Raw genomic sequence first — 23715 nt, forward strand, 5'->3', positions numbered from 1 at the left:
TGCTCTAGCTGCCTTCCGCTATGAACGTGAACGTTGTGTAATGGTCCCCGGTGTAATACTTTTCCCCGCCGTTGCCTGCAACGATGCGCCGTGCCCCGCGGTCCGTTTCGCCGGGCGTGGGGACGGTGTACTCACGGTAGTAGCCGCGGTCACGGGCTGGCAGGACCCGCTCAAAGTTGCCGAACACCTGGTCATCCTGGCTGTACCGGTAGGGGCCGCCCGCCCGGATCAGCGCCAGCACCCGGCGGCCCTCCGGCGGAAGCGCGGACTCGCGTACCTCCGGCAGGCTGGACGGGTTCGCCGCCTTATACCGCGCGGACTGTCTTGCTGCCCCGGACGCCGCCGCCCCGCCCGGGGTGAGGGATGCGCTGGAAGCTGTTCCCGGCGTCGGGCTTTCCGTATACTGCCCGAGCAGGCCGGCGCCGCCGAACGCCACGATGGCCAGCACCACCAGGGCGGTGAGGAGCAGGGGAAGGATGGAGCGGTTGCGCATGCGGGTGTACCTGCCGGGCGGTTTCTGCTGGATTCAGGTGCGGTAGATATTGATGGAGTAGGCCTCGGCAAGGTCGGTGTCACCCGAAGCCACCACGAGCCCCTGCCGCTGCTTGTGGCGCGGCGACGTGGTGAGCCGGAGTTCGAACATGCTCGGGGTCCGCCGGCCGGCGTCGGGGAGGGTGACCTGCACGTCCGAGGCGCCCCCGTTCACCACCACCAGGCCCGCCAGGTCGCCGCCGTCGTCTCCGAGCAGGAGCTGCATGACCCGGTGGTGGGGATCGTTCCACCGCTCGGCGGACATGGGCTGTCCGTCCTGGTCGAACCAGTAGAGGTATGACTGCTCGTCCCGGACCGGGAAGTCGCGTGGCTGGGCGGCCAGGAATTCCTTGCGCAGCCGGATGTACCGCTTGGTGCTGCGCAGCATTTCGTGTGCCTCGGGCGTCAGCGTCCAGTCCAGCCACGTCATGGAGTTGTCCTGGCAATACGCGTTGTTGTTTCCGTGCTGGGTCCTGGCCAGCTCATCGCCCGCGGTGATCATCGGCACCCCGAGGGACACCATCATCGACGCCATCAGGTTGCGGCGTGCCTGCGCGCGCTGCGCCAGGATCACGCCGTTCTCGGTGGGGCCTTCCACGCCGTGGTTGTAGCTGCGGTTGTCGCCGTGCCCGTCCCTGTTCTCTTCGCCGTTGTCTTCGTTGTGCTTGCGGTCGTAGGAGACGAGGTCGTTCATGGTGAAGCCGTCGTGGGCGGTGACGAAGTTGACCGAGGCAAGCCGGGAGCGGCCGGATGCCGCGAAGAGCCCCGCCGAGCCGGAGAGGGCGTCGGCGAGTTTGGCCATGGTCCCGCCGTGGCCGCCGGAATCAACGGCCGCCCGGTCTGCAAGCCAGAAGGTTCGGACGGCATCCCGGAAATGGTCGTTCCAGTCCACCCAGCCAGGGGGGAACCGGCCCGTCTGCCAGCCGCCGTAGCCGACGTCCCAGGGTTCGGCGATGAGCTTGACCTCCGACAGAACGGGGTCGGCGGCCACGGCGGTGAGGAAGGGGTGCTTGGGGTCGAATTCGTTGTCGGCGTTCCGGCACAGCGTGACCGCCAGGTCGAACCGGAAACCGTCGATGTGGAACTCGTCCACCCAGTAGCGCAGGGAGTCCGTGACCATCTGGACCACCCGCTGGTCACCGAAGTTCAGGGTGTTGCCGCAGCCGGTGGTGTCGATGTACTTCCCGTTGCCGTCCACGCGGTAATAGGTGTCCTCACCCAGGCCGCGGAAGCTCAGGACCTGCCCGTCGGGTCCGCCCTCGGCCGTGTGGTTGTAGACGACGTCGAGGATGACTTCCAGCCCGGCGGCATGCAGGGCCTTGACCATGGCTTTGAACTCGTCCTGGACAGCCTGCGGGCCTGCCTCCTGGGCCGCCCGGGTGGCGTAACCGGGATGCGGGGCAAAAAACGCTGCGGTGTTGTACCCCCAGTAGTTGCTCAATCCCAGGTCCTGCAGGTGCGGCTCATCCAGGTGGAAATGGACGGGCAGGAGCTGGACGGACGTGACCCCCAGGCTGGTGAGGTGCTCAACGACGGCGGGGTGGGCCAGGCCGGCGTAGGTACCCCTCAACTCCAGGGGGACGTCCGGGTGGAGCATGCTCTGGCCCCGGACATGGGCTTCGTAAAGGATGGTGTTGCGCCAGGGAAGGCCCAGGCGTTCGTCGGTTTCCCAATCGAACTCCGTGGACGTCCGGACGCTGGTGAGGACGCCGCCGGCCGGGTCCACGCCCCGGCCATACGGATCCAGCAGCAGGGGCCGGCTGCCCGGACCGTTTCCGTCCGCTGCGGCGGATGCCGGTTCCCGGTCAGCCGACGACGGACGGAAGCCATAGCGCGACCCGTAGGGCAAGTCCTCGACGATGCCGTGGTGCACGCCGCGGGTCACGTTCGGCAGGGTATGGACACGCCACTGTCCCCCGGGAGGGCAGTAGACAATGTCCAGGCTGGATACGGCGGGGGCAAGGACGGCAACGTTGGCCCGGCCGCCGGCGTGGTGCCGGGTCCCGCCGGAATCAACGCGCGGGACACTGACACCGAGGGGAACAGCCGATGAGGCGTCCATGGTGGAAGCGGTGTCGAAGAGCGGCATGACCATCACCTAAATAGTAGCGGCCAGCGGCACGTGACCTGCCCGTTGACGCCCGGGCACGTCAAACCCCCCGCCGGTGGCGCGGGACAGCGATTCAGCGCGCCGCGCGCTGGCGGGAGACCTCGTACAGCGAGATGCCCACCGCCATTGAGGCGTTCAGGGACTCCATGGCGGAATCGATGGGAATGGAGACGATCTGGTCGCAGTTCTCCCGGACCAGGCGGCTCAGGCCCTTCCCTTCCGAGCCCACCACGATGCAGACCGGTTCCGTCGCCAGGGTGAGGTCGGGCAGCGAAACGTCGCCGTCGCCGTCGAGCCCCAGCACGAAGATGCCCATGTTCTTGAACTGCTTCAGGGCGTTGTTCAGGTTTGCGGCACGGGCCACGGGCACGCGGACCGCTGCACCGGCGCTGGTCTTCCATGCCGCGGCGGTGACGCCGACGGAGCGGCGCTCGGGCACGATGACGCCGTGGCCGCTGAAGGCGGAGACGGAGCGGATGATGGCGCCCAGGTTCCGGGGGTCCGTGATGCCATCCAGCGCCACGAAGAGCGGCGCGTTGCTGATGTGGCCTTTCTTCCACTTCTCCACGGTTTCCTCGGCCAGTTCGTAGGCGTCCGAGTACTCGTAGGGCGGGATCTGGAGCACCAGGCCCTGGTGGACGGCGTCGTCCGTCATCCGGTCCAGTTCCGGCTTGCCCGTTTCCATGAGCGGGATGCCGCGTTCGGCGGCGAGCTTCAGGGATTCCTTGACGCGGTCATCCATTTCGATGCGGATGGCGACATGCAGTGCCTTGGCGGGGATGCCGGCGCGAAGGGCCTCGACCACCGAGTTGCGGCCGGTGACGACTTCCTCGGTGGCACGGCCCTTAGGGCCGGTCTTGGCGGCGCCGGCGCTGCGGGCGCCCGTCCCGCGCTTGGCAGCGGAACGTTCCGCGAGCTGCCTGGCCTTGTGGGCCTTGTGGTACACGCGGTCCTCGGCCTTGGGCGTGGGGCCCTTGCCTTCGAGGGCCTTGCGGCCATGGCCACCGGTTCCGACGGTTGGGCCCTTCTTCGCTTTCACCGATCGGCGACCATTGTTGGCCATGATGTTCCACCCTTGATTGTGCTGACTGAGTCTGCCTACCAGTCTACTGACCCGAAAAAAATCGGGAGCTCAAGGAGGTCCGGTCCCGTCTGCTGGCGCGCAGCGGCTTAGTCCCGCTTCAGGCTCCAGGTGGCGCCGTCCGGGCCGTCTTCCACTACGACGCCGGCCTGGTTGAGGGTGTCGCGGATGGCATCGGAGGCGGCCCAGTCCTTCTCCGCGCGGGCAGCTGCGCGGGCCGCCAGCTGGGCTTCCACCAGGACGCCGAGGGCTTCGGCTTCCCTGGAGCTGGCGGTTTCGGACCCTGCCACGGCATCCAGGCCCAGGACTCCGGTCATCAGGACGACGGCGTGCATCGCGTTCCGGGCAGCGGCGTCGTCACCCTCGGCAAGCGCCGTGTTGCCTGCGCGGACTGTTTCGTGCAGGGCAGCCAGCGCGCGCGGGACATTGAGGTCATCGTCCATGGCGTCGCAGAATGCGTCCACCCCTTCGAAGGACGCGTCCCGCGGTTGCTCCGCGATGCCGGCGTTGCCGCCGAAACGCGCGGCCGCCTTTGCCAGGAAGCCGTCGATGCGTTCGACGGCGGCAGCGGCCTCCTGCAGGGACGTGGGCCGGTAGTCGAGTATGGAGCGGTAGTGCGCCTGGCCCAGGTAATAGCGGACCACCCGGGGCGGGGCGAGTTCCAGCATCTCCGCCGGGCTGATGGTGTTCCCGACCGATTTGGACATCTTCTCGCCCTGGTAGGTCACCATGCCGTTGTGCATCCAGAAGTTGGCGAACGGGTGGCCTGCCGCCTGGGACTGGGCCATTTCGTTTTCGTGGTGCGGGAAGCGCAGGTCCAGGCCGCCGCCGTGGATGTCGAATGCGGTACCGAGGTACTTGGTGACCATGGCGGAGCACTCCAGGTGCCAGCCAGGGCGGCCGGCACCCCACGGCGACGTCCAGCTCGCGGTGGCAGGTTCACCTTCCTTGGAACCTTTCCACAGCGCGAAGTCGCGGGGGTCCTTCTTACCGCGGGGATCGGCGTCGGGCGCTGCCTGCATGTCGTCGATGTTCTGCCGGGTGAGGGCACCGTACTTGTCCCAGGACCTGACGTCGAAGTAGACGTCGCCGGAACCGTCCAGTGCCGGGTAGGCATGGCCGCGGTCGATGAGCTGCTGGATCAGGGCGTGCATCTCGGGAATGTGGCCGGTGGCACGGGGTTCGTAGGTGGGGCGGGAAACACCAAGGGTGTCGTAGGCCTTCAGGAACTCCCGCTCATAGCGGTAGGCAAGGGCCCACCACTCCTCGCGGCGCACCTCCCCCGCTTCCGGGCTGAAGTCGGGTGCGAAGGAAGCCTCTGACTTCGCAAGGATCTTGTCGTCGATGTCAGTTACGTTGCGGACGACGGTCACCCGCAGGCCGCGGAACTCCAGCCAGCGGGTGAGCTGGTCGAAGGCGATGGCGGAACGGATGTGGCCCACGTGCGGCATGCCCTGGACGGTGGCGCCGCAGTAATAGAGGCTGACCTTGCCGTCGACGAGGGGGACGAAGTTCCGGACTTCGGCGGAGGCGGTGTCATAGAAGCGCAGGGTCACCGCTCCAGACTAGCCGATCGCCTCGGGCCGGCGGGGGTAGACCAGGGCGGTGGCAACTGCGGAAATGCCCTCGCCCCGCCCGGTGAAACCCAGGCCGTCGCTGGTAGTCGCTGTAACGCTGACATGGGCGCCGGCGGCCTCGCTGAGCACCGTTTGCGATTCCCCACGGCGCGGTCCGAACTTGGGCCGGTTGGCGACGAACTGCACCGCAACGTTGCCGATCTCGAAGCCTGCGGCCCGGACGATCCGCGCCGCTTCGGCGAGGAGGGTTGCGCCGGACGCGCCTGCGAATTCCGGGCGGTCGGTCCCGAAGTGGGTGCCAAGGTCGCCGATGCCTGCCGCGGAGAACAACGCGTCGGCGGCGGCATGCGCCACGGCATCGCCGTCCGAGTGTCCCGCGAGGCCGCGTTCACCCGGCCACAGGAGCCCGCCGAGCCAGAGCGGCCGGGGTGAGTCCTCGGGCGCGTAGGCATGGACGTCGATTCCCACTCCCGTGCGGGGAAGGACCATGCCGGCGCTCATCCTTCCACCCAACGGGCGCCGAGGGGCCCCTCCAGGAGCCCTTCGGCAAAGATCAGGTCCAGGGGCGTGGTGATCTTGAGGGACTGGGTTGATCCGCGGACGGCGTGCACCGCGGTTCCGAGCATCTCCACGAGCATGGCGTCGTCCGTGACGGTTGCCGCCTGCTGCTGGTCCAGACCCTGTGCGGCATCGTGCGCGCGCACCAGGGTGCCGATCGTGAAGCCCTGCGGGGTCTGCACAGCCCGGAGTTCCTCCCGGTGCGCTGTGCCGGTGACCACTTCGGGCGCAAAGGCGGCGTCCTGGCCTGACGTTGCCGCCACGGTTTTGACCGTGTCCACCACCGGAAGCACGGGGATGACGGCGGCGGCGCCGGCGGCGAGGGCATCGGATACGCGGTGGAAGACGGATTCGGGCGTCAGGGCCCTGGCGGCGTCGTGGACCAGGACGGCTTCGATGCCTTCCATCAGGCCGGCGATGCCGGCGCGGACTGACTCTGCCCGGGTGGCTCCGCCGTCCACAAGCGTCAGGAGGGGTCCGCCGTCGGCCAGTTCCTCCCGGAAGTCGTCGCACATCCGGCGCAGGCCATGGTCACCGGCGGGGAGGGCGACGCAGACCTGGCTGGCCACCCCCGACGCGACGATTCCCCGCAGGGCATGCATCAGGATTGGCTCGCCGCCCAGGGGCACGGCCGCCTTGGGCATGCCGTAGCCGAGGCGCTGCCCTGAACCGGCGGCCACGACGATGACTGCCGTGACCAGGCGCGGAGATGATTCACTCATGCGGACTAGCCTACGACGCCGGCGCCCGGGTTCGGTGCGCCCGGCCCGGCAGGATTTGGGCCTAAAAAAGCCCCGGCAGCACTTGCGTGCCGCCGGGGCTAAATTCTTAGGAAGCCAGGACCTCGTCGAGAACGCTTGCAGCCTTCTCCTCGTCGGTCTTCTCAGCCAGCGCCAGTTCTGAAATCAGAATCTGTCGGGCCTTGGCCAGCATTCGCTTTTCGCCTGCGGAAAGGCCCCGGTCGTGATCCCGGCGCCACAGGTCGCGAACAACCTCGGCCACCTTGATGACGTCACCGGAAGCAAGCTTCTCCAGATTTGCCTTGTACCTGCGTGACCAGTTGGTGGGTTCCTCGGTGAACTCGGCGCGGAGCACATCAAAAACATGCTCCAGGCCTTCCTTGCCCACTACGTCCCGGACCCCAACAAGGTCAACGTTTTCTGCTGGAACTTCAATGGTCAGATCACCCTGGGCCACCTTGAGCTTGAGATACATCTTCTCTTCGCCCTTGATGGTGCGCATCTTGATTTCTTCAATCTTCGCAGCACCGTGGTGAGGGTAAACTACTGTCTCGCCGACCTCAAATACCATGTGGACATTTCCCCTTTCCCGCAGACCAGTTTATCACGATTCAGGCATATGACCGGCCGGAGAAAGGGCTCCCAACCGCGAAAATACGCGGAAAAACGGCCCAATCAACTCCCCGGACCCCCTTGACGGATGGGCGGATTAGTGCATCAGGTGAGCGTTCCCACAGCGCATGTGACACCGCCGAATCCTCGTTTGACGCTGTTTGCGGATAGGCTATGGCTGCAAAAGACTTCAAATTTCTCGAGGAGTACGTGACGTGCGTTCCACTGCGATGAACCGGGCCCAGCGCGGCAAACTGGCACTGACGGCTGCTGCCCTTGGCGCCAGCCTGCTGACCGCGGGCTGCGGTTACATCACGCCCCAGCAGACCAGCCACCAGTACTCCGCCTCGGACGGCATCCGCGCTGACCTCGGGCCCCTGCAGCTGCGCAACATCCTCATCGTCTCCACCGGCGAAGACGAGCCCGGCCGCCTGATCGGCGCCGTCTACAACTCATCCTCGAAGGACGTGAAGCTCACTGTCAACGGCGCCAAGGGCTCCCAGACCCAGGTTTCGGTCAAGGCCAACTCCTCCACGTTCCTCAACGAAGACTCGGACGCAGCCATCCTGAGCACCAGCGGCGGCAAGCCCGGCTCCCTGGTGGACCTGAAGGTCAGCGAAAACGGCACCAACGTCAGCAGCACCGTCAAGGTCCCGGTCCTTGACGCCACCTTGCAGGAGTACAAGGGCTACGTCCCCACCCCGAGTGCCTCGGAGTCTGCCACGCCGTCGGCTTCCTCCTCGGCAAGCCCCTCTGCGGGCGCGACCTCGGGCGCCACGTCGAGCGCCACCCCGTCGGCTACCGCCACCGCCACCGCCACCAGCCGCTAGGCAGGTACCGGACCGGAGACAGACAACACCGGACATAACGAAAGGGAGGAGCCACCGGCTCCTCCCTTTCGTTATGCCTTTGTCCTTGCCGCGTGAGCTTAGGGTTCGAACTTGTAGCCGAGGCCGCGCACGGTCACCAGGTAGCGGGGGGCGGAAGGATCCGGTTCGATCTTGCCGCGGAGTCGCTTCACGTGCACGTCCAGGGTCTTGGTGTCACCCACGTAGTCGGACCCCCATACCCGGTCGATCAACTGGCCGCGCGTCAGCACCCTGCCCGAGTTCCGCAGGAGCATCTCCAGGAGCTCGAACTCCTTCAAGGGAAGCAGGACCTGCTCGCCGTCAACGCTCACCACGTGGCGTTCGATGTCCATCCGGACCGGGCCGGCCTGCACCGTGGCGGACACCAGTTCCTCCGGCTCGCCCTGGCGGCGCAGTACGGCCCGGACCCTGGCCACCAGTTCGCGGGACGAGTAGGGCTTGGTGACGTAGTCGTCGGCGCCGAGCTCAAGGCCCACCACTTTGTCGATTTCGGAGTCCTTCGCGGTCAGCATGATGACCGGAACGCTGGAGCGCTGGCGCAGCTGGCGGCAGACCTCGGTGCCCGAAAGCCCGGGGAGCTGCAGGTCCAGCAGCACAAGGTCGGCGCCGTTGCGGTCGAACTCGGTGATGGCGTCCAGGCCGTTGTCCACCACCTCGACCTCGAAACCCTCTTTGCCCAGCAAATAGGACAACGGATCGCTGAACGACTCCTCATCCTCCACTATCAAGATCCTGCTCAAGCGCTAGCTCCTCGTTCTGTTGCGCCGGCGGCGCGGGGTACTTGGGTGAGGGTGGGCTGTTCCGGCGCCTTCCGTGCCGGCAACCCCGCCGGCACGTTTGCCTCGGAAACGCCCGGTCCGCCGTCGGCATCCTGCCCCTCCATTTCGGGCAGCCGGAGGGTGAAGGTGGATCCCTGCCCCGGCTGGGACCACAGCGTCACTTCGCCGCCGTGGTTCTGTGCCACGTGCTTGACGATGCTCAGGCCCAGGCCGGTGCCGCCCGTCTGGCGGGAACGTGCCGCATCCACCCGGTAGAAGCGTTCGAACACGCGCTCCTGGTCTTCGGGCGTGAGGCCGTCCCCCTGGTCGGTCACGGAGATGGAGACCAGGCCCTCCCGGGAACGGACACCGATCCCCACCCTGGTATTGGCGGGCGAATAGCGGATGGCGTTGTCGATAAGGTTGCGCAGCGCTGTCACCAGGAGGTCCTGGTCGCCGAAGACCTTGCCGTCGGTCCGGCCGCCCACCACGATGCTGATGTTCTTGCTTTCCGCTGGGAGCTGCGAGCGGTCGACGGCCTCGGCGATCACGGCGTTGATGTCCACCGGGCCGCCCTGCTGGGTGACGCTGGCGCCCTGCAGCCGGGACAGTTCGATGATGTCCTGGACCAGGGCGGCCAGGCGGGCGGATTCCTTGTGCATGCGCTTGGCGAAGCGGCGGACGGCTTCCTCGTCATCCGCAGACGATTCCAGCGCTTCAGCGAGCAGCGAGATGGCGCCCACCGGGGTCTTCAGTTCATGCGAGACGTTGGCGACGAAGTCGTTACGGATTTCCTCGGTGCGGGTGATTTCGGTGCGGTCGTCGGCGAGGAGGAGGATGTATTCCTCACCCAGCATGGCTGCCCGGACCTGGACGATGATGGTCCCCTGCCCCAGCGGCCCCCGGGGAAGCTCCAGCTGCTTTTCCAGGATGACGCCGTCTCGCCGGACCCCTGCCGTCATGTCCAGGAGTTCCTTGTGCACCACGGTGTGCCCGCGGACCAGGCCGTACGCATAGGCTGCAGGGCTGGCGCGGACCACGCCGTCCACGTCGTCCAGCACCACAAAGGCGCGTCCGACGACGGCAAGCACCTCCGCTGCCCCGGCCGGGAGCGACAGTTCGCCGGCATCGACGTCCAGCAGTTCGCGCTGCTTCTCGCTGACCCGGTAGGCAAGCACGCCGAACGTGCCAAGCGCCAGGCCGATAAGGCCGGCGACCAGACCAATGAGCATAGGATCCACAGCTCCACTTTATGCTCTTGCCTGGCGCGGTCCGCCGCCTTGGGGCCCTTCCGCCAACGGTTCAACTAACGTTCATCTGTGTGCGCATAATCGTTTACCGGGCGATGCCAGAGTTGGTGGTTAGAGCGCCCATTGGCGACACAATTCCTGCTGCCCGGAACCGGCCGGCGGGAGTTCCAAGGAAAGGACGCCTACGTGCGTAAGGTTTTTCAGGAAGAGCTCACCCAGGTCGGTGACCAGCTGGTGGAGATTTCCCGGCTGGTCAGCGAAGCGATGCACAAGGCCACCACCTCATTCCAGGTGGCGGACGTGGACCTCGCCCAGGATGTCATCGCGGCGGATGCACGCATCGACTTCCTGCAGAACAGCCTGGATGAGCGGGCGATCGACATCCTGGCGCTGCAGGGCCCGGTCGCCAGCGACCTGCGGATGATCGTGGGTTCCCTCCGGATGAGCGCCTCCCTTGAGCGGATGGGCGACCTTGCCCGCCACATCGCCCAGCTGGCCCGCCTCCGCTACCCGTCCAATGTGATCCCGGAGTCCATGACGGAGACGTTCAACCGGATGGCCGAACTCGACCAGGAGATTGCCGACAAGCTGACGGTCCTGCTGGAGAGCCGCGACCTCGAAGTGGCCAGGGACATCCTCAAGGCGAACACCGCCATCAACGACCTGCACCTGAGCGTCTTCAAGGCCATCGCAGCCCCCGAATGGACCGAATCCCCCGCCACCACGGTGGATGTGGCCCTGGCCAGCCGCTATTTCGAGCGGTTCGCTGACCACGGCGTTTCCGTTGCCCAGAAGGTGACGTACCTGGTGACCGGCGCCTGGCAGCCGAACGCCACCGAACACAGCTAAACCGGCAGCCAGAACTTACGACGGCGGGCTGGTCACCCCTGGTGACCAGCCCGCCGTCGTCGTTTCACTTTTGACGCAGCGCGTTCTTCGGCCGGAGTGCGTCTAAGGGAGGAACGACCGAGCACCCGGCGAAGAACCGCGAAGTCTTATTTCTTGCCCTGGTTGGCGACCGCAAGGATTGCCTCTTCGGCGGCCTCCGGATCGAGGTAGGTGCCGCCGGGCTTGACCGGCTGGAAGTTTTCGTCCAGTTCGTACACCAGCGGGATGCCGGTGGGGATATTCAGGCCGGCGATGGCGTCGTCGCTGATGCCGTCCAGGTGCTTGACGAGGGCGCGGAGCGAATTGCCGTGCGCGGTGACCAGGACGGTCTTGCCGGCCTTGAGGTCCTCCTTGATGTCCGACTCCCAGTAGGGCAGGAGCCGCACCAGGACGTCCTTGAGGCACTCGGTGCGCGGCAGGGCGTCGCCCAGGTCCGCATAGCGGGGGTCGTGGGCCTGCGAGAACTCGGAGTCGTCGGACAGGGGCGGCGGCGGGGTGTCGTAGGAGCGGCGCCACTGCATGAACTGCTCTTCGCCGTACTCGGCGAGGGTCTGGGCCTTGTCCTTGCCCTGCAGGGCTCCGTAGTGGCGTTCGTTCAGGCGCCAGTCACGCTTGACCGGGATCCAGCCGCGGTTGGCCTTGTCCAGGGCGATGTTGGCCGTGTTGATGGCCCGCTTCAGCAGCGAGGTGTAGAGGATGTCCGGCAGGATGTTGTTCTCCACCAGCAGCTCACCGCCGCGCGCTGCTTCCGCGCGCCCCTGGTCGTTCAGGTCAACGTCCACCCAGCCGGTGAACAGGTTCTTTGCGTTCCATTCGCTGTGGCCGTGGCGCAGCAGAATCAGCTTGTAAGTCATGATTTTCATCCTAGCCGAGCAGTGTTGCCGCCCGCCGAGCGTTACAAGGCCTGGTGCCCCGCCTCCCCTCCGCCGGGGATAGGGTGGGTCGGTGGTTCAAAAGGCTGAACGGGTCAACGCCCCGCAACTTTCCGGCAGGATTGCCGCCGCCAGGCAGGGCCGGCCGGTAGGCAACGTCACCCGGGGCACCACCAACCCGAACCGGATGCGGCGGCTGGACCGGTGGCTCGCCGGGCCCCAGGCCTGGCGCCTCCGCTCCGCGGCGGACCCGCTTGTGGTGGACCTGGGCTACGGCGCCAGCCCCGCGACCGCCGTCGAACTCCATGACCGGCTGGCCGCTGTCCGGCCGGACGTGCGGGTCTGCGGCATCGAGATTGAGCCGGAGCGGGTCCGGGCGGCACTGCCGCTGCAGCGGCCCGGGCTCACCTTCCACGTTGGCGGCTTCGAGTTGCCTGTGCCGGGACGCCCTGTCGTGGTCCGCGCCTTCAATGTGCTGCGGCAATACGAGGAAGCCGACGTTCCCGGCATCTGGCGGCTGGTGCAGGAGCGGTTGTCTCCGGAGGGCCTGTTCGTCGACGGCACCTGCGACGAAATCGGGCGGCGTGTCACTTGGGTGGCGCTCGACCGGGACCGTCCGCTGTCCCTGAGCATCTCGGTCCGGTTCGGCAGCTTCGACCTGCCGTCGGACGTGGCCGAGCGGCTGCCGAAGGCACTTATCCACCGCAACGTCCCCGGCGAACCGGTGCACGCCTTTATGCAGGCAATGGACAGGGCGTGGCTTGAAAGCGCCCCGCTCGCCTCGTTTGGCAACCGGCAGCGTTGGGTGGGCATGTGCCGGAGCATGCGCGGCGCCGGCTGGCCGGTCCAGGACGGACCTGCCAGATGGCGGCTGGGCGAACTGACCGTGGACTGGGAGTCAGTGGCACCCCTGGATCACCAGGGGCCGTAGGGTCCCATGTTGCGGCTGCCTCCGCGGCCTGCGTCCTTGACGGCGGGCCGGACGTCGGCCAGGTAGACCGAGGCGGCCACCACAGCGGCGAGTCCGAACAGGCCGAGCGTGCTGAAGAAACCGCCGCTGCCACCGACGCTCAGGGTCGAATAGAGCGAGATGCCGCCGATAAAGACAGCGCCGCCGGTGAGGGCAAGCCAGAACATTTTGGTGCGCTTGCCGGTGGCTTCGAAGGCGTTGGCCCGGTGCCTGACGCAATCAACAACCGCCCACAGCTCAAGGCCGAATGCCACAAAGGCAAGGATCAAAAACACTGCCCGCTCTACAGGCTGGATAAGTAGTTCGCCGTCCACAAGCCCAGCCTAGCCGCCAAGCGCGTCCAGCGCCTGCTTCAGGTCGGCCCAGAGGTCCTCAACATTTTCCACGCCGACGCTGAGGCGGACCAGGTTCTCCGGCACGCTGGCAGGTTCGGCCGAGTGCCGGCGCCGGCGCTCGATCAGGGACTCCACTCCGCCCAGGGATGTGGCAGGCAGCCAGAGGTCCAGGGCCTGCACCAGTTTGTCCGCAGAGCCGGCTCCGCTGAGTCCGGCCGAAGGTGCCACCTGGATGCAGATGATGGAGCCAAAGCCCTTCATCTGTTCCTTGGCGCGGGTGTGCCCGGGATCGGTGCCCAGCCCCGGGAAACGGATGGATTCGACGGCAGGGTGCGCGGCGAGGCGTTCCGCCAGGACCATGGCCGAGTCCTGGGACCGTTCCACCCGGAGGGCGAGGGTCCGCAGGCCCCGGAGCGCCAGCCATGCCTCGAACGGACCGGCGATGGCGCCGTGGATGATGCGGTGGTGGAGCAGTGCCGAGCGGAGGTCCGGGTCCGGCGTGACCAGCGCCCCAAGGACGACGTCGGAGTGCCCGGCAAGGTACTTGGTCACCGAATGCAGGACGACATCGGATCCCAGCAGCAGGGGTTGCTGGACCAAGGGGGTGGAGAAGGTGTTGTCCGTGACGACGATTGCGCCGTGATGGTGCGCGGCCGCCGCGACGGCGGACATGTCCGCGATTCCCAGCATGGGGTTGGTGGGGCTTTCCAGCCACAACATCGACGCGGCCTTCCCGGCCGGACCCTGGGGCGCCAGGGCGGCCTTCACGGCATCAGTGTCCGCGATGTCCACGGTGCGGAGCTCAAGAAACCCCTTTCGGGCGAGCTCCGAGGCCATGACCAGCGACCCCGAGTAGCTGTGGTTCGGCATCACCAACACGCCACCGGCCGGGATCAGCGACAAGGCTGAACTGACAGCGGCCAGACCGGACGCGTACAGGAGCCCGGGCAGCGCGGATCCTTCCAGCTGGCCAAGCGCTTCCTCGAACGGATCCCAGGTGGGGTTCGAGTACCGGCCGTAGCCCCTGTCACCGTCGCCCAGGGGGCCTGTACCGAAATAGGTGGAGGACAGTGTGATGGGCGGGTTCACCGGCTGGTCCCTTTCCCGCGGCGGACGTCCCGCCGCCACCACGACAGTCTCGGGCGAAAGTGATGCAGCCTGGTGCTCGGAAAGACTCATGGTCAAAAGGGTACTGTTCCTGACGAAACCGCCGGAAAGCGGTGACGCTTTGTGGACGCCGGTTCATCCACCCTTCCTGCACAGGGTGTCCGCGGAGGCCGACAATGTCCCCACCCCTCGGTAGGCTTGAGAAGTGAACAAACAGAGCGCCGGCATATTCATCGCATTCGAAGGTGGCGACGGCGCCGGCAAGTCCACCCAGGCGTCCCGGCTTGCGTCGGTACTCGAATCCCGTGGCTACACGGTGCTCCGTACCCGTGAACCGGGCGGCACTCCGGTGGGCGAGAAACTGCGCTCCCTGGTGTTGGACCATGGCAACGGCGAGATTGACGCCCATACGGAAGCCCTCATCTTTGCGGCATCCCGCGCCGCCCATGCCAGCCAGATCATCCGGCCTGCCCTGGACCGCGGCGAAATCGTGCTGACGGACCGCTACATCGACTCCTCCGTCGCCTATCAGGGGGCCGGCCGCGGCCTCGGCCAGGACGCCGTGCGCTCCGTCAATGAGTGGGCCACCTCCGGCCTGCAGCCCCACCTCACCGTCCTGCTGGACGTCGACCCGGAACTGGGGCGCCGCCGCCGGACCGCGGGCCAGGCAGCCGAGGACCGCCTTGAGTCGGAGGCCGACGAGTTCCACACCCGGATCCGGAACGCCTTCCTTGACCTGGCGGCGGGACGCCCCGACTCCTACCTGGTCCTCCCTGCCCACTTGCCGGTCGATGAACTGGCCCGCCGGATCCTCGCCCGGGTTGACCGCCTGCTCCCTGGACCCGCCGCCCCCGCCCCGGCGGGGAGCGCTGCCCCGGAGCCGGCAGCGCACGGGTCCGCCGCGGACGGGGGCGCCCCGTGACTGTCTGGGACGACCTCCAAGGCCAGCCAGCCGTCGTCGGGCAGCTGCGCCAGGCCGCCAGCGGCGAGGCGTTGACGCACGCCTGGCTGTTCACCGGTCCGCCGGGGTCGGGCCGTTCCAATGCCGCCAAGGCGTTCGCGGCCGCGTTGAACTGCGACCAGGATGACGTCCGCCTGCGCGGCTGCGGCCAGTGCCAGGCGTGCCACACGATCCTGGGGGAAACCCACTCCGACGTGACTTTCGTACGCACCGAGAAGGTCACCATCACCATCGACGAAGCCCGGGAACTGGTGGCCACCGCCGGCAACCGGCCGTCGTCGGGGCGGTGGCGGATCATCGTGGTGGAGGATGCCGACCGCATGGCCGAGCGCACCACCAACGTGCTGCTCAAGGCCATTGAGGAACCTACGCCGCGGACGGTATGGATGCTCTGTGCACCGTCCCCTGCCGACGTCCTGGTTACCATCCGGTCCCGCTGCCGCAGCGTTGCCTTGCGGCTCCCGCCAGCGTCCGACGTCGCCGCCCTGTTGGTCCGGCGCGATGGCGTAGACCCCGCACTCGCAGAGCAGGCGGCCCGGGCAGCGCAAAGCCATGTGGGCATCGCCCGGCGGCTCGCGAGGGATCCCGAGGCCAGGGAACGCCGCCTGGAGACCGTGAGGTTTCCGCTGGGGCTGCGCGGCGTGACCGCGGCCGTGATGATGGCGGACAAGCTGGTCAAGATCGCCACCGCCGAGGCCAACAGCTCCAACGAGGAGCGGGACGCCGCGGAGAAGGCAGCCCTCCTGGCAACGCTGGGAGCTCCAGAATCCGGAACCCTGCCCCCGGCGATGCGCAGCCAACTGAAACAGCTGGAAGACGACCAGAAACGGCGGGCCAAGAGATCCATCACTGACTCCCTGGACCGGACGCTCACTGATCTGCTGTCCTTCTACCGGGACGTACTGATCATCCAGCTCGGGAACGCAGTGGAACTGGTTAATGTTGAGCTGACGAGTGAACTGGAGGAGTTCGCCGCCCGCACCTCCGCCGAAACCACCCTGGCCCGCATGGACGCCATCAACAAAGCCCGCGAACGCATTACCACCACCAACGTTGCCCCGCTGCTGGCTATCGAGTCCATGGCGGCCAGCCTGATCCAGCCCTCCAAGGAGACCCGATGACTGCCCGCCCCCTGCCCGCACGCCACAGGTCCCTGAATGCGGCAGCCCGCGCAGCCGGCGCCATGGCACTGGCCGTGCTGTTGGCCTCGTGCAGCCTGTTGAACGGTGGGGACCGGAACCCGCCGGAAGCGGCCACCGCGAAAGCCGACCCTTCGATTGTTGCGTCCGCGCCCGCCGGGCTGGAGAAGTTCTACTCCCAGGAAGTGGTGTGGCAGCCCTGCGAAGGGGAATTCCAGTGCGCCAAGGTAACGGTGCCGCTTGATTATGCAAACCCCGGCGGCGGGACCATCCAGCTTGCGGCGCTGCGCGCTGCCAGCACAGGAAAGAAGACCGGCAGCCTCCTGGTCAACCCCGGCGGCCCGGGCGCCTCCGGTTACGACTTTGTCAAAGACGCTGCAGCGACGCATTTCTCGGCGGCAGTCCGCAACGCCTATGACCTGGTGGGCTTCGACCCCCGGGGCGTGAAGCGTTCCGCTCCAGTCACGTGCATGTCGGATGCGGAACGGGATGCCTCCCGGGCCAAAATCTATGCGCTGGAAACCGACGCCGGACTGTCCGCGGCAAGGGCTGACAACAAGGCGATTGCGGACCAGTGCGCAGCCCAGACGGGCCCTGTGCTGGGCCATATTGACACTGTCAGCGCCGCCAAGGACCTGGACGTTCTGCGCGCCGTCGTGAACGACACAAAGCTAAATTACCTGGGGTACTCGTACGGCACATTCCTGGGTTCCACCTACGCCTCCCTCTTCCCGGACAACGTGGGCCGAATGGTCCTGGACGGCGCACTGGATCCGTCCATCAGCAACGAGGAACTGACCAGCGGCCAGGCCCGCGCCTTCGAAAAGGCGCTCCGCAGCTACGTCGCCAGCTGTCAGCGGCAGGGCAAGTGCCCACTGGGCGGCGATGTGGACTCCGGCGTACAGCAGATCCGGGACCTGATCGCCGCCATCGAGCAGACACCCCAAACGGCCAAGGACGGCCGGAGGGTCAACGCGACCATGTTCGTGAGCGGACTGATCACCCCGCTTTACAACGACCAAAGCTGGCCGGCCCTCACCCAGGCGCTTGAGGCCGCGGTGTCGGGTGACGTGAGCCTGATGCTGCGGCTGTCCGACCTTGCCGCCGACAGGGCGTCCGACGGTTCCTACACGTCGAATTCCACGTTCGCGTTCAATGCAATCAACTGCCTTGACTACCCAATGGTTTCGGACACGGCCGGGATGCGTGCCGAACAGAAGCGCCTCGAACAGGACTCCCCCACTCTCGGCTACTACTTTGCCTACGGCGGCGTAACCTGCGCCGGCTGGCCCTACAAGAATCTCCGGGCCCCGGCGCCGGTGGAATACAGCGGGAAGTCCCCCATCGTCGTCATTGGCACGACGGGGGATCCAGCCACTCCCGTTGACTGGGCAGCATCGCTGCGCAAGCAGCTGGGAAATGCATCTCTGCTGACGTGGAAGGGTGAAGGGCATACCGCCTATGGCCGGGCCAACAGCTGCCTGGAAGACTCGGTGGACAACTACCTGGTCAGCGGCAAGCTTCCGGCGGACAATACGGTCTGCTGACCGCTCCACCCGGTTCCATCCATCCCATTTTGACCGGGGCCGCGGGACTCTATTACAGTTGACTCTTGCATGAGGCGCCCGGTTCCGCCGGGGATTTCATGCGGTGCTTCCTTAGCTCAGTCGGTAGAGCGTTTCACTCGTAATGAAAAGGTCATCAGTTCGATTCTGATAGGAAGCTCGGGATAAACCCCGGACAGCCCCTTCTTTTAGGGGTTTCCGGGGTTTTTCGCTGGTTAAGCGGCGGGTCTCAAAAGAGGGCAGGGCACACTTATGGCACACTTTCATCAACTCTCGCTCGTCGTTTCCACTATGAAGTGAGTGTAGTTCCCTCCAGTGAACGCACTGCCCGACAGGGCTGGTCCGCTCTAGGTTTCCCAGGAGAACTTTGGGGGTGGAGTGCGAGTGAGCGCCCGTCCCAACTCGGCGCACCAAGCTAGGTCCGCCCCACTCCCGCCCGCGGTGTCGGAGCAGACAAGTACAGACCAAACATGGTCCACGAGGTCACTAACGAGGATTGCGGACGATTCGCAGTCAGAACGTCGACCGGGAGTCGACACCTGCTCTCCCTTGGGTGCCCGCACCGTTACTCGTTTTGTGACAGCCGAAGTGGCAGCAGATGCCTTCGCATCGGTCTTCTCTTTCTCCGTCCCTACTCCGGGGCGACGGAGAAGAAATACCACTACTCAGGCTTGAGGTCAGCAGATAGGATCGCCGGCACGCCTTGGATCCAATTGCGTCCCGACCACTCGACTCCACGAACTACTTCTTCAGTGATTTGCATAAAGCGACTCGAAGCGCCCTAACCAGTGGTGGCTCCGGGTGTTGTTGACGCACTTCCGCCCCAGGCTGACCGCACTTCACGGAAGACCGGTGCCGGCGGAACCCAGGTGTGACGTCTCCCCCAGGCAAGTACCCGGAAGGCGTGCAGGTCTGGACGATTTCAGGCATTCCCGACAGAGGCCGGCCCGACCGCAACCGGGCGCACTTGTCCCTGCCGGGCCGGACGGATGAGCACCGTTTCGATTTCCAGGGCCGAGGCGACATCTGGCTCGGCCAGCCCACCGTCTCGTGAACTTCGAGGTCCCCCGCCAGAAGCTCTGAGCCAGCCCCACCACCCGTTGGCACTGCTTCTCATGTTCGTGGAGCAGTGCCAACGGGCGGGATCAGCGCCGCCGGCGGAAGTGGCCCCGAACGCGCTTTCCGCCTCGCATGTGCTCCTCAACCCACACGTCGCCGTGGGAATGGCCGGGCATCGAGGCGGAGGTTCCGCCCAGGTCGATCACTGCCGGGGCCGGAGTGAGTGATGCAACCCGCTGAACGTTCTCACCTTCGAAGGCCTTGGCCATGTAGCCAAGGGAGTCAGGTTCCGCGCCGAGGCCGAGGGCTTCCTCCCGCCAGTGCGATACTGCAGCGGCGACCTGCTGTAGCCGGTCTATGGCCGCGTCCCTGGTCAGACGGAAAGCATACGTAAAATCCAGAAGCTCCCGAACGTCCCTGTCGAAGAGTCCCCCGTTTGGGGTCAGCGGTGCCTCTGACGTTCCGCCCGGCACCGGGTTCACGTCGAACGACGGTGACAGGCGCCAGCCCTTGCCGGTCCGCAGGAGCCCGTGGTTCCGCATATGGTCATCGGTGTTGTTGACCATGGCAATAAGGGCGGCCCGGCTGAACAGCTCGTTGGCGTCGCGAACCGGATCTGCAGAGATACGGGCGACTTCCGCGGCGATCTTCACGTAATCCGGATGTGCGTATGTGTCCAGCTGAAGGGCTGTCCGCACGCTCATGTACGGAACGCGGCGGTCCCCCTCCCGGTCGAACCGGCGGGTGAGGAAGATGTGGGAGAACTCGGTCAAGGGCATCAGCCGGGACTCGGCAACCCTGATGCCGGCCCGCTGTTGAAGCCGGATAGCTACCATCTCCCACAGCTGCACGTTGCCGACGTCTGAGGTTTTCGGAAATTTTGCGAGCAGCATCGACCCGTCATCGTCCCGCACCCAGGCCTTTGGCTGGGCACCGCCCGGGGAGGATCCGGCGCCCATGAGCAGGGAGTTCTCTTCCTTGACCTCACCGGTCTCAGCGAAAAGCCTGGCTTCCTCCGCCAAGGCGGCGAGGTCGCGGATCCCGGCGCCGCGGCCCCAGGAGGACAGGAACTGCCCCTTCTCCCTGAAGCGGAGCGCACCCTGCCTGGTCTCGTCGTTGACCATGAGGAGGTAGCTGGCTTCTCCTGTGGGCGGGATGCGGCCGGCGCCTTGGGCGCGGGCCTGCTGGCGCAGCTCTTCGAACAGCAGCTTCCTGCCCCAGTCATCCGGGGCGGCATCCTGGAAGGATCCGAAGAGCTCCCGTCCCTGGGTTGGGTTCTGCGGACCGCGCCGCAGCGGAAGCTCAGGAGAGATGTCGAAGGCGTCCGCCGCAGACATCCAACTGTCGGCGTAGGTGAATGACACGTGCTCGCGCGGGGAGAGTCCGTCTGTTTCGATCTCCATCACGCCTGCGAGGGCGTCGTTGACGAGGACTTCCACCCGGCGGATGTTCCGGGCTGCCATTAGCCCTGCCTCGGGGCGCGCTGGCGGTTGAGCAGGTGCGCGCGGGCCCTGCCAAGGTCCGTGTTCAGCGGGTCAAGGGAGCTGACGAGGTCATCGGCGATACCAAGCACTGACGCCACGGTCATCAGGTGCTCGACCTTTCCACCCTCGCCGGCTTCCAGGCGCATGAGTGTCGAACGCGACACGTCCGCGCGTTCAGCAACAAGGTCCTGGGACAGGCCGAGAATGATCCGGCGGCTTTTCAGGTTGGCGCCGAGCCGCTGCATCGCCTCACTACTGTTCATGTAGCTAGTCTAAGGCATTAACTCTACTAACGCGTCTAAATAGCTATACTATTCCTAGACCGATCCCTCAGCCGCTAGCCGCCTGCCAAGCATAAGTGCGAGCAACTCTCGCGAGAGTTTAATGAACAGGGACTGCCAATTGATACAAATACTGCGATGAGAAAGCATTAGTGAATGAATCACATCGACTTCATGGCGACGGCGCAGGTCGCCGAACGTCTTGGAATCACCCAGGTTTCGGTGCGCCAACTGATCGCATCCGGACAATTGGCTGTTGTCAGTAGGGTTGGCCGGTCCATCCTCATTGACCGCTCTTCTGTCGAACGGCTGGCCGCCATTGGCACCCGCCGCGGCCGTGCCTGGACTGCCCGGATCGCCTGGGCTGCGCTGGCGCTGCTCTCAGGCCAGAATCCCACTTGGATCTCGGCATCCGAGGAGTGGCGCCTGAAGAAGCGGCTCAGCACCCTGGATGCCAAGGCTGTTTCCGTCCTGGCACGGAACAAGGACCACACCTTCCGCTACCGGGCAACGCCCGACGCGCTGCTCGCCCTCAGTGACTACCTGATCGCCAGCGGTGCGACCGCCATGCGCGACGAGGCGACCGCCGAGACATTCGGCATGACCGGCGGCAGCGGCATCGCCGAAGGCTATGTCATGGCCGGCGACGCCCATGCCCTTGCCAACTCCTTCGGACTGGTCCAAGACCCCGAGGGCAACGCCATCATCCACGAGGTCGAACTGGAGGAACCCTTCACCGGAGGCACAGCGCCCGTGGCCGCCGTGGCGGTGGACCTGATGGGCTCACTGGCCACCCGTGAGCGCAGCGCTGGCCAGCGCGTGATCGAGGAGCTGCTCCGCGCCCGGTGAGCCACGGGGCGGGGCCGGACACCTCAACGCACAGCCGCGCCGCCCAATCGCGCGGCGGACCGAAGGGCGTCCCAGGGCACACCCCCAAGTGGCCTGAAGGGGCCACCTGCGCCGGCCACAGCCGGGGCCTCGATTCACGTCGGGTGCCCCGGCTTTTGTGTGCCCGGGTAATCTTCCCGCCGGCGACACCTTGTCGGTTAGCATGGGGCGACCGGGCGCCGCATCACGAAGCCCGCTGGTTTTCTGGGAGATTCATGGACGAAGACGCGATCATCGATGCAGCCTGGCAGGCCGCCCTTCGCCAAGTCCCCGCGACGGTGACGACCTACACCACCACGATGAATATCCGCAGCCGGGTAAAGCGTGTCCTGATCCTGGCGGTCAATGACTCAGTCGGCTGGGTCTGGGTTCACGAGGGCCGAGCATTCTGGGGGGCGGGCAGCGTCATCAGCGGCAAGACGAACGTCATGAACTGTTTCGCCGGCAGTGTGGACACCAACTTCGCCGTGCTCAGTTCCCTGGTCGCTGAGTGGTACCTCTGGGTGCGCCCTCCGCAAGGCACTCCGATGGCCGCGCCGCGGGATGTCGCTCGGGAGTTCGTCCGCGCCCTGGAGAACGGCATGACCCCGCCCACCGTGAACCGGCTGGTACGCCCGGCAGCGCCCAGCCCTGCCGGCACGGCGCCTGCCGGCCAGCCCCGGGGCGCCGCTCCTGCAGGCTCCCACCCCAGCTTCCACGCCAATCCCCACCCGCCGAGGGCGGGGCGCGCGGAAACAGACCTCAACGATGTCCGGATGGTCACCGCCCACCCGGCAACGATCCCCGCCGTGGTCGGGGGCTTCTTCCTGCTGGTGGCCATCCTCGGTGCCCCGTACTCCTTCTACGAGGTGGTCCGCTGGGCCGTCACCGGCATGGCCGTCTGGTCCGCCATTGTCGCCGGCGGCCAGCAGCGCACCGGCTGGATGGTCGCGTTCATCGCCACCGTGCTCCTGTTCAACCCGCTCATCCCGGTGTACCTGACCAGGGAGTCATGGGTGCCCCTGGACGTCGCCGCGATGGTGCTGTTCATCAGCGGCGCTGTGAAGCTGGAGGAGTCACACCCGGCCCCGCGGTAAGAGGCGTGGGGAACGATTCACGCGCATGCCGCACACATGAGGTCCAAGAGCAGGCGTCAACGTCATCGTTCCGGTTTTCGAACAGGGCCGGGCTGCGAAGCGGAGGTCGTGCCGGGAGTTTTTACACCTTTCCTCCTGCCATGGTGTTTCCTGCGTCCCATGCTCCGAAGAGCGGGCGGTATATCCGGCCCGCTCTTTGTCATTCCCGGCGTCATCTCCTGGGCCAGCCGGCCCGACCTGGCCCACAAGGCCGCCAACACGTATGCCCGGCCCACCCGCCGCACCACGGTCTCCCCCGTCGACCCGTAACCCAGCCCGTCCCCAGCAGTGGCCCCTGACCGTCCGCGGCAGGGGCCACTGCCGTCTCCGGCAACTGTCTCCGGGCGCGTCATCCGCCCAGGCGCGGCGAGCATCATCAGCAGCGCTTTTTGGCCGGCGCCGGATGACCTAGGATCGGCAGGTTGTCTCACCGAAAGCACCCTCTCTTCATGGATCCCCTCCGCTATGCCCTCGGGCTCTCCGTCATGTTCCTGTCTCTTCTGGTCATGACTCTCATCGCCCATTTCGCCCTCCCGACCGCACGCCGCAGGGGCACTTCCGAGCCGGAATCGGAGGAACAAAGGGCGTGCCGTACATCGACATCAACCTGCACAAGGGCCGGCCGAAGTGGGTCGGATACGCGATTCTTGCCGTTCTGGCTGCCCTGACGATCCTCGTGGTGGTGCTCGCACTGACCCGCGGATCGGCCGAGAGCGTGGCCTTCACCCGCTGCGCGACGCAGCGCGGAATGAGCGGCGTCAGCGTTTGAAGCCGTCAAAATGCGTTTTTGGGCCGATTTCGCGGTTTTGGGCCGGTTCTGACCGACCATGGCGACCGGATGGCGACCAGGTGGTCGCCCATAAAATTCCGCGCCAGTACTGGGAAGGAGGCCCCTTTATATATATATGGCGACTTAACCAACCATTTAACTACTACACATAAGGGAACCCTCGTTGTTTCCCGTT

General features: G+C 66.3%; 25 protein-coding genes and 1 tRNA gene. 12 read left to right on the forward strand and 14 right to left on the reverse strand.

The annotated features are described in order from the left end of the window. Positions 1 to 4 precede the first annotated feature (4 nt). From PUN71_RS18860 to PUN71_RS18890, 7 genes are all read right to left on the reverse strand, one after another. Positions 5 to 493: a guanyl-specific ribonuclease gene (locus tag PUN71_RS18860; protein WP_277799636.1), complete on the reverse strand. Its 489-nt coding sequence runs from the start codon at positions 491 to 493 to the stop codon at positions 5 to 7. A gap of 33 nt (positions 494 to 526) precedes the next feature. Further along, positions 527 to 2626: a glycogen debranching protein GlgX gene (gene glgX, locus PUN71_RS18865; RefSeq protein WP_277799637.1), complete on the reverse strand. Its 2100-nt coding sequence runs from the start codon at positions 2624 to 2626 to the stop codon at positions 527 to 529. A gap of 88 nt (positions 2627 to 2714) precedes the next feature. After that, on the reverse strand, positions 2715 to 3704 hold the full coding sequence (gene rlmB / locus PUN71_RS18870) for a 23S rRNA (guanosine(2251)-2'-O)-methyltransferase RlmB (protein WP_043452101.1): 990 nt from the start codon (positions 3702 to 3704) through the stop codon (positions 2715 to 2717). A 107-nt stretch (positions 3705 to 3811) separates the two neighbouring features. Then, positions 3812 to 5278 carry a cysteine--tRNA ligase gene (gene cysS, locus PUN71_RS18875; RefSeq protein WP_277799638.1) on the reverse strand — a complete coding sequence of 489 codons (1467 nt, stop codon included), beginning with the start codon at positions 5276 to 5278 and terminating at the stop codon, positions 3812 to 3814. A gap of 9 nt (positions 5279 to 5287) precedes the next feature. Next, the gene (gene ispF / locus PUN71_RS18880) at positions 5288 to 5788 is read right to left on the reverse strand and encodes a 2-C-methyl-D-erythritol 2,4-cyclodiphosphate synthase (RefSeq protein ID WP_277799639.1); all 501 of its coding nucleotides are present in this window, start codon (positions 5786 to 5788) and stop codon (positions 5288 to 5290) included. Positions 5789 to 5796: 8 nt separating this feature from the next. Further along, positions 5797 to 6579: a 2-C-methyl-D-erythritol 4-phosphate cytidylyltransferase gene (gene ispD, locus PUN71_RS18885; RefSeq protein ID WP_277799640.1), complete on the reverse strand. Its 783-nt coding sequence runs from the start codon at positions 6577 to 6579 to the stop codon at positions 5797 to 5799. A gap of 106 nt (positions 6580 to 6685) precedes the next feature. Continuing rightward, positions 6686 to 7168, reverse strand: a complete 483-nt coding sequence (locus PUN71_RS18890; protein WP_011690592.1) for a CarD family transcriptional regulator — start codon at positions 7166 to 7168, stop codon at positions 6686 to 6688. Positions 7169 to 7439: 271 nt separating this feature from the next. Between PUN71_RS18890 and PUN71_RS18895 the strand changes: the two genes are divergently transcribed. Continuing rightward, a complete protein-coding gene (locus tag PUN71_RS18895) occupies positions 7440 to 8039 on the forward strand; it encodes a hypothetical protein (protein WP_277799685.1) in 600 nt (199 codons plus the stop codon). Between the two features lie 98 nt (positions 8040 to 8137). Here PUN71_RS18895 and PUN71_RS18900 read toward each other — a convergent pair whose 3' ends face one another. Beyond that, a complete protein-coding gene (locus PUN71_RS18900; RefSeq protein ID WP_043452089.1) occupies positions 8138 to 8818 on the reverse strand; it encodes a response regulator in 681 nt (226 codons plus the stop codon). After that, positions 8815 to 10068: a sensor histidine kinase gene (locus PUN71_RS18905; RefSeq protein ID WP_277799686.1), complete on the reverse strand. Its 1254-nt coding sequence runs from the start codon at positions 10066 to 10068 to the stop codon at positions 8815 to 8817. The genes PUN71_RS18900 and PUN71_RS18905 overlap by 4 nt, the downstream gene beginning before the upstream one ends. Before the next feature lie 204 nt (positions 10069 to 10272). On the opposite strand from PUN71_RS18905, the gene phoU reads away from it, so the two are divergent. After that, positions 10273 to 10935 carry a phosphate signaling complex protein PhoU gene (phoU, locus tag PUN71_RS18910; RefSeq protein ID WP_043452084.1) on the forward strand — a complete coding sequence of 221 codons (663 nt, stop codon included), beginning with the start codon at positions 10273 to 10275 and terminating at the stop codon, positions 10933 to 10935. 146 nt (positions 10936 to 11081) lie between these two features. Here the strand turns inward: phoU and PUN71_RS18915 are convergent, their stop codons facing one another. Continuing rightward, on the reverse strand, positions 11082 to 11828 hold the full coding sequence (locus PUN71_RS18915; RefSeq protein ID WP_043452082.1) for a phosphoglyceromutase: 747 nt from the start codon (positions 11826 to 11828) through the stop codon (positions 11082 to 11084). A gap of 91 nt (positions 11829 to 11919) precedes the next feature. Between PUN71_RS18915 and PUN71_RS18920 the strand changes: the two genes are divergently transcribed. Then, on the forward strand, positions 11920 to 12777 hold the full coding sequence (locus PUN71_RS18920) for a class I SAM-dependent methyltransferase (protein WP_043452080.1): 858 nt from the start codon (positions 11920 to 11922) through the stop codon (positions 12775 to 12777). Here the strand turns inward: PUN71_RS18920 and PUN71_RS18925 are convergent. Together PUN71_RS18925 and PUN71_RS18930 are read right to left on the reverse strand one after the other, a co-directional pair. Next, positions 12762 to 13130 (reverse strand): DUF2516 family protein, encoded by a 369-nt coding sequence (locus PUN71_RS18925; protein ID WP_043452078.1) that lies wholly within the window; start codon positions 13128 to 13130, stop codon positions 12762 to 12764. The genes PUN71_RS18920 and PUN71_RS18925 overlap by 16 nt on opposite strands. A gap of 9 nt (positions 13131 to 13139) precedes the next feature. Further along, positions 13140 to 14330: a trans-sulfuration enzyme family protein gene (locus PUN71_RS18930; RefSeq protein ID WP_277799641.1), complete on the reverse strand. Its 1191-nt coding sequence runs from the start codon at positions 14328 to 14330 to the stop codon at positions 13140 to 13142. A 133-nt stretch (positions 14331 to 14463) separates the two neighbouring features. Between PUN71_RS18930 and tmk the strand changes: the two genes are divergently transcribed. From tmk to PUN71_RS18955, 5 genes are all read left to right on the forward strand, one after another. Continuing rightward, the gene (gene tmk / locus PUN71_RS18935) at positions 14464 to 15180 is read left to right on the forward strand and encodes a dTMP kinase (protein ID WP_277799642.1); all 717 of its coding nucleotides are present in this window, start codon (positions 14464 to 14466) and stop codon (positions 15178 to 15180) included. Next, positions 15177 to 16340, forward strand: coding sequence for a DNA polymerase III subunit delta' (locus PUN71_RS18940; protein ID WP_277799643.1), 1164 nt, complete (start codon positions 15177 to 15179; stop codon positions 16338 to 16340). Before tmk ends, PUN71_RS18940 begins: the two co-directional genes overlap by 4 nt. Continuing rightward, positions 16337 to 17905, forward strand: a complete 1569-nt coding sequence (locus tag PUN71_RS18945) for an alpha/beta hydrolase (RefSeq protein WP_277799644.1) — start codon at positions 16337 to 16339, stop codon at positions 17903 to 17905. Before PUN71_RS18940 ends, PUN71_RS18945 begins: the two co-directional genes overlap by 4 nt. Positions 17906 to 18010: 105 nt before the next feature. After that, positions 18011 to 18083, forward strand: a tRNA-Thr gene (locus PUN71_RS18950). A gap of 711 nt (positions 18084 to 18794) precedes the next feature. Next, a complete protein-coding gene (locus PUN71_RS18955) occupies positions 18795 to 18977 on the forward strand; it encodes a hypothetical protein (protein WP_277799645.1) in 183 nt (60 codons plus the stop codon). Positions 18978 to 19068: 91 nt separating this feature from the next. Here PUN71_RS18955 and PUN71_RS18960 read toward each other — a convergent pair whose 3' ends face one another. Both PUN71_RS18960 and PUN71_RS18965 read right to left on the reverse strand, forming a co-directional pair. Next, positions 19069 to 20445 carry a type II toxin-antitoxin system HipA family toxin gene (locus tag PUN71_RS18960; RefSeq protein ID WP_277799646.1) on the reverse strand — a complete coding sequence of 459 codons (1377 nt, stop codon included), beginning with the start codon at positions 20443 to 20445 and terminating at the stop codon, positions 19069 to 19071. After that, positions 20445 to 20729: a helix-turn-helix domain-containing protein gene (locus PUN71_RS18965; protein WP_142068698.1), complete on the reverse strand. Its 285-nt coding sequence runs from the start codon at positions 20727 to 20729 to the stop codon at positions 20445 to 20447. The genes PUN71_RS18960 and PUN71_RS18965 overlap by 1 nt, the downstream gene beginning before the upstream one ends. Positions 20730 to 20903: 174 nt before the next feature. Between PUN71_RS18965 and PUN71_RS18970 the strand changes: the two genes are divergently transcribed. The 4 genes from PUN71_RS18970 to PUN71_RS18985 all read left to right on the forward strand — a co-directional run bounded on the left by PUN71_RS18970 (position 20904) and on the right by PUN71_RS18985 (position 23519). After that, positions 20904 to 21596 (forward strand): helix-turn-helix domain-containing protein, encoded by a 693-nt coding sequence (locus tag PUN71_RS18970; protein WP_277799647.1) that lies wholly within the window; start codon positions 20904 to 20906, stop codon positions 21594 to 21596. 254 nt (positions 21597 to 21850) lie between these two features. Next, a complete protein-coding gene (locus tag PUN71_RS18975) occupies positions 21851 to 22711 on the forward strand; it encodes a DUF6804 family protein (RefSeq protein ID WP_277799648.1) in 861 nt (286 codons plus the stop codon). Between the two features lie 159 nt (positions 22712 to 22870). Continuing rightward, positions 22871 to 23020, forward strand: a complete 150-nt coding sequence (locus tag PUN71_RS18980; RefSeq protein ID WP_277799649.1) for a hypothetical protein — start codon at positions 22871 to 22873, stop codon at positions 23018 to 23020. A gap of 316 nt (positions 23021 to 23336) precedes the next feature. Then, entirely contained in the window at positions 23337 to 23519 is a 183-nt protein-coding gene (locus PUN71_RS18985) for a hypothetical protein (RefSeq protein WP_277799650.1), read from the forward strand. Positions 23520 to 23715: the final 196 nt, after the last annotated feature.

Origin of the sequence: Arthrobacter sp. NQ7, assembly GCF_029581595.2 — a bacterium.
GTDB lineage: Bacteria > Actinomycetota > Actinomycetes > Actinomycetales > Micrococcaceae > Arthrobacter > Arthrobacter phenanthrenivorans_B.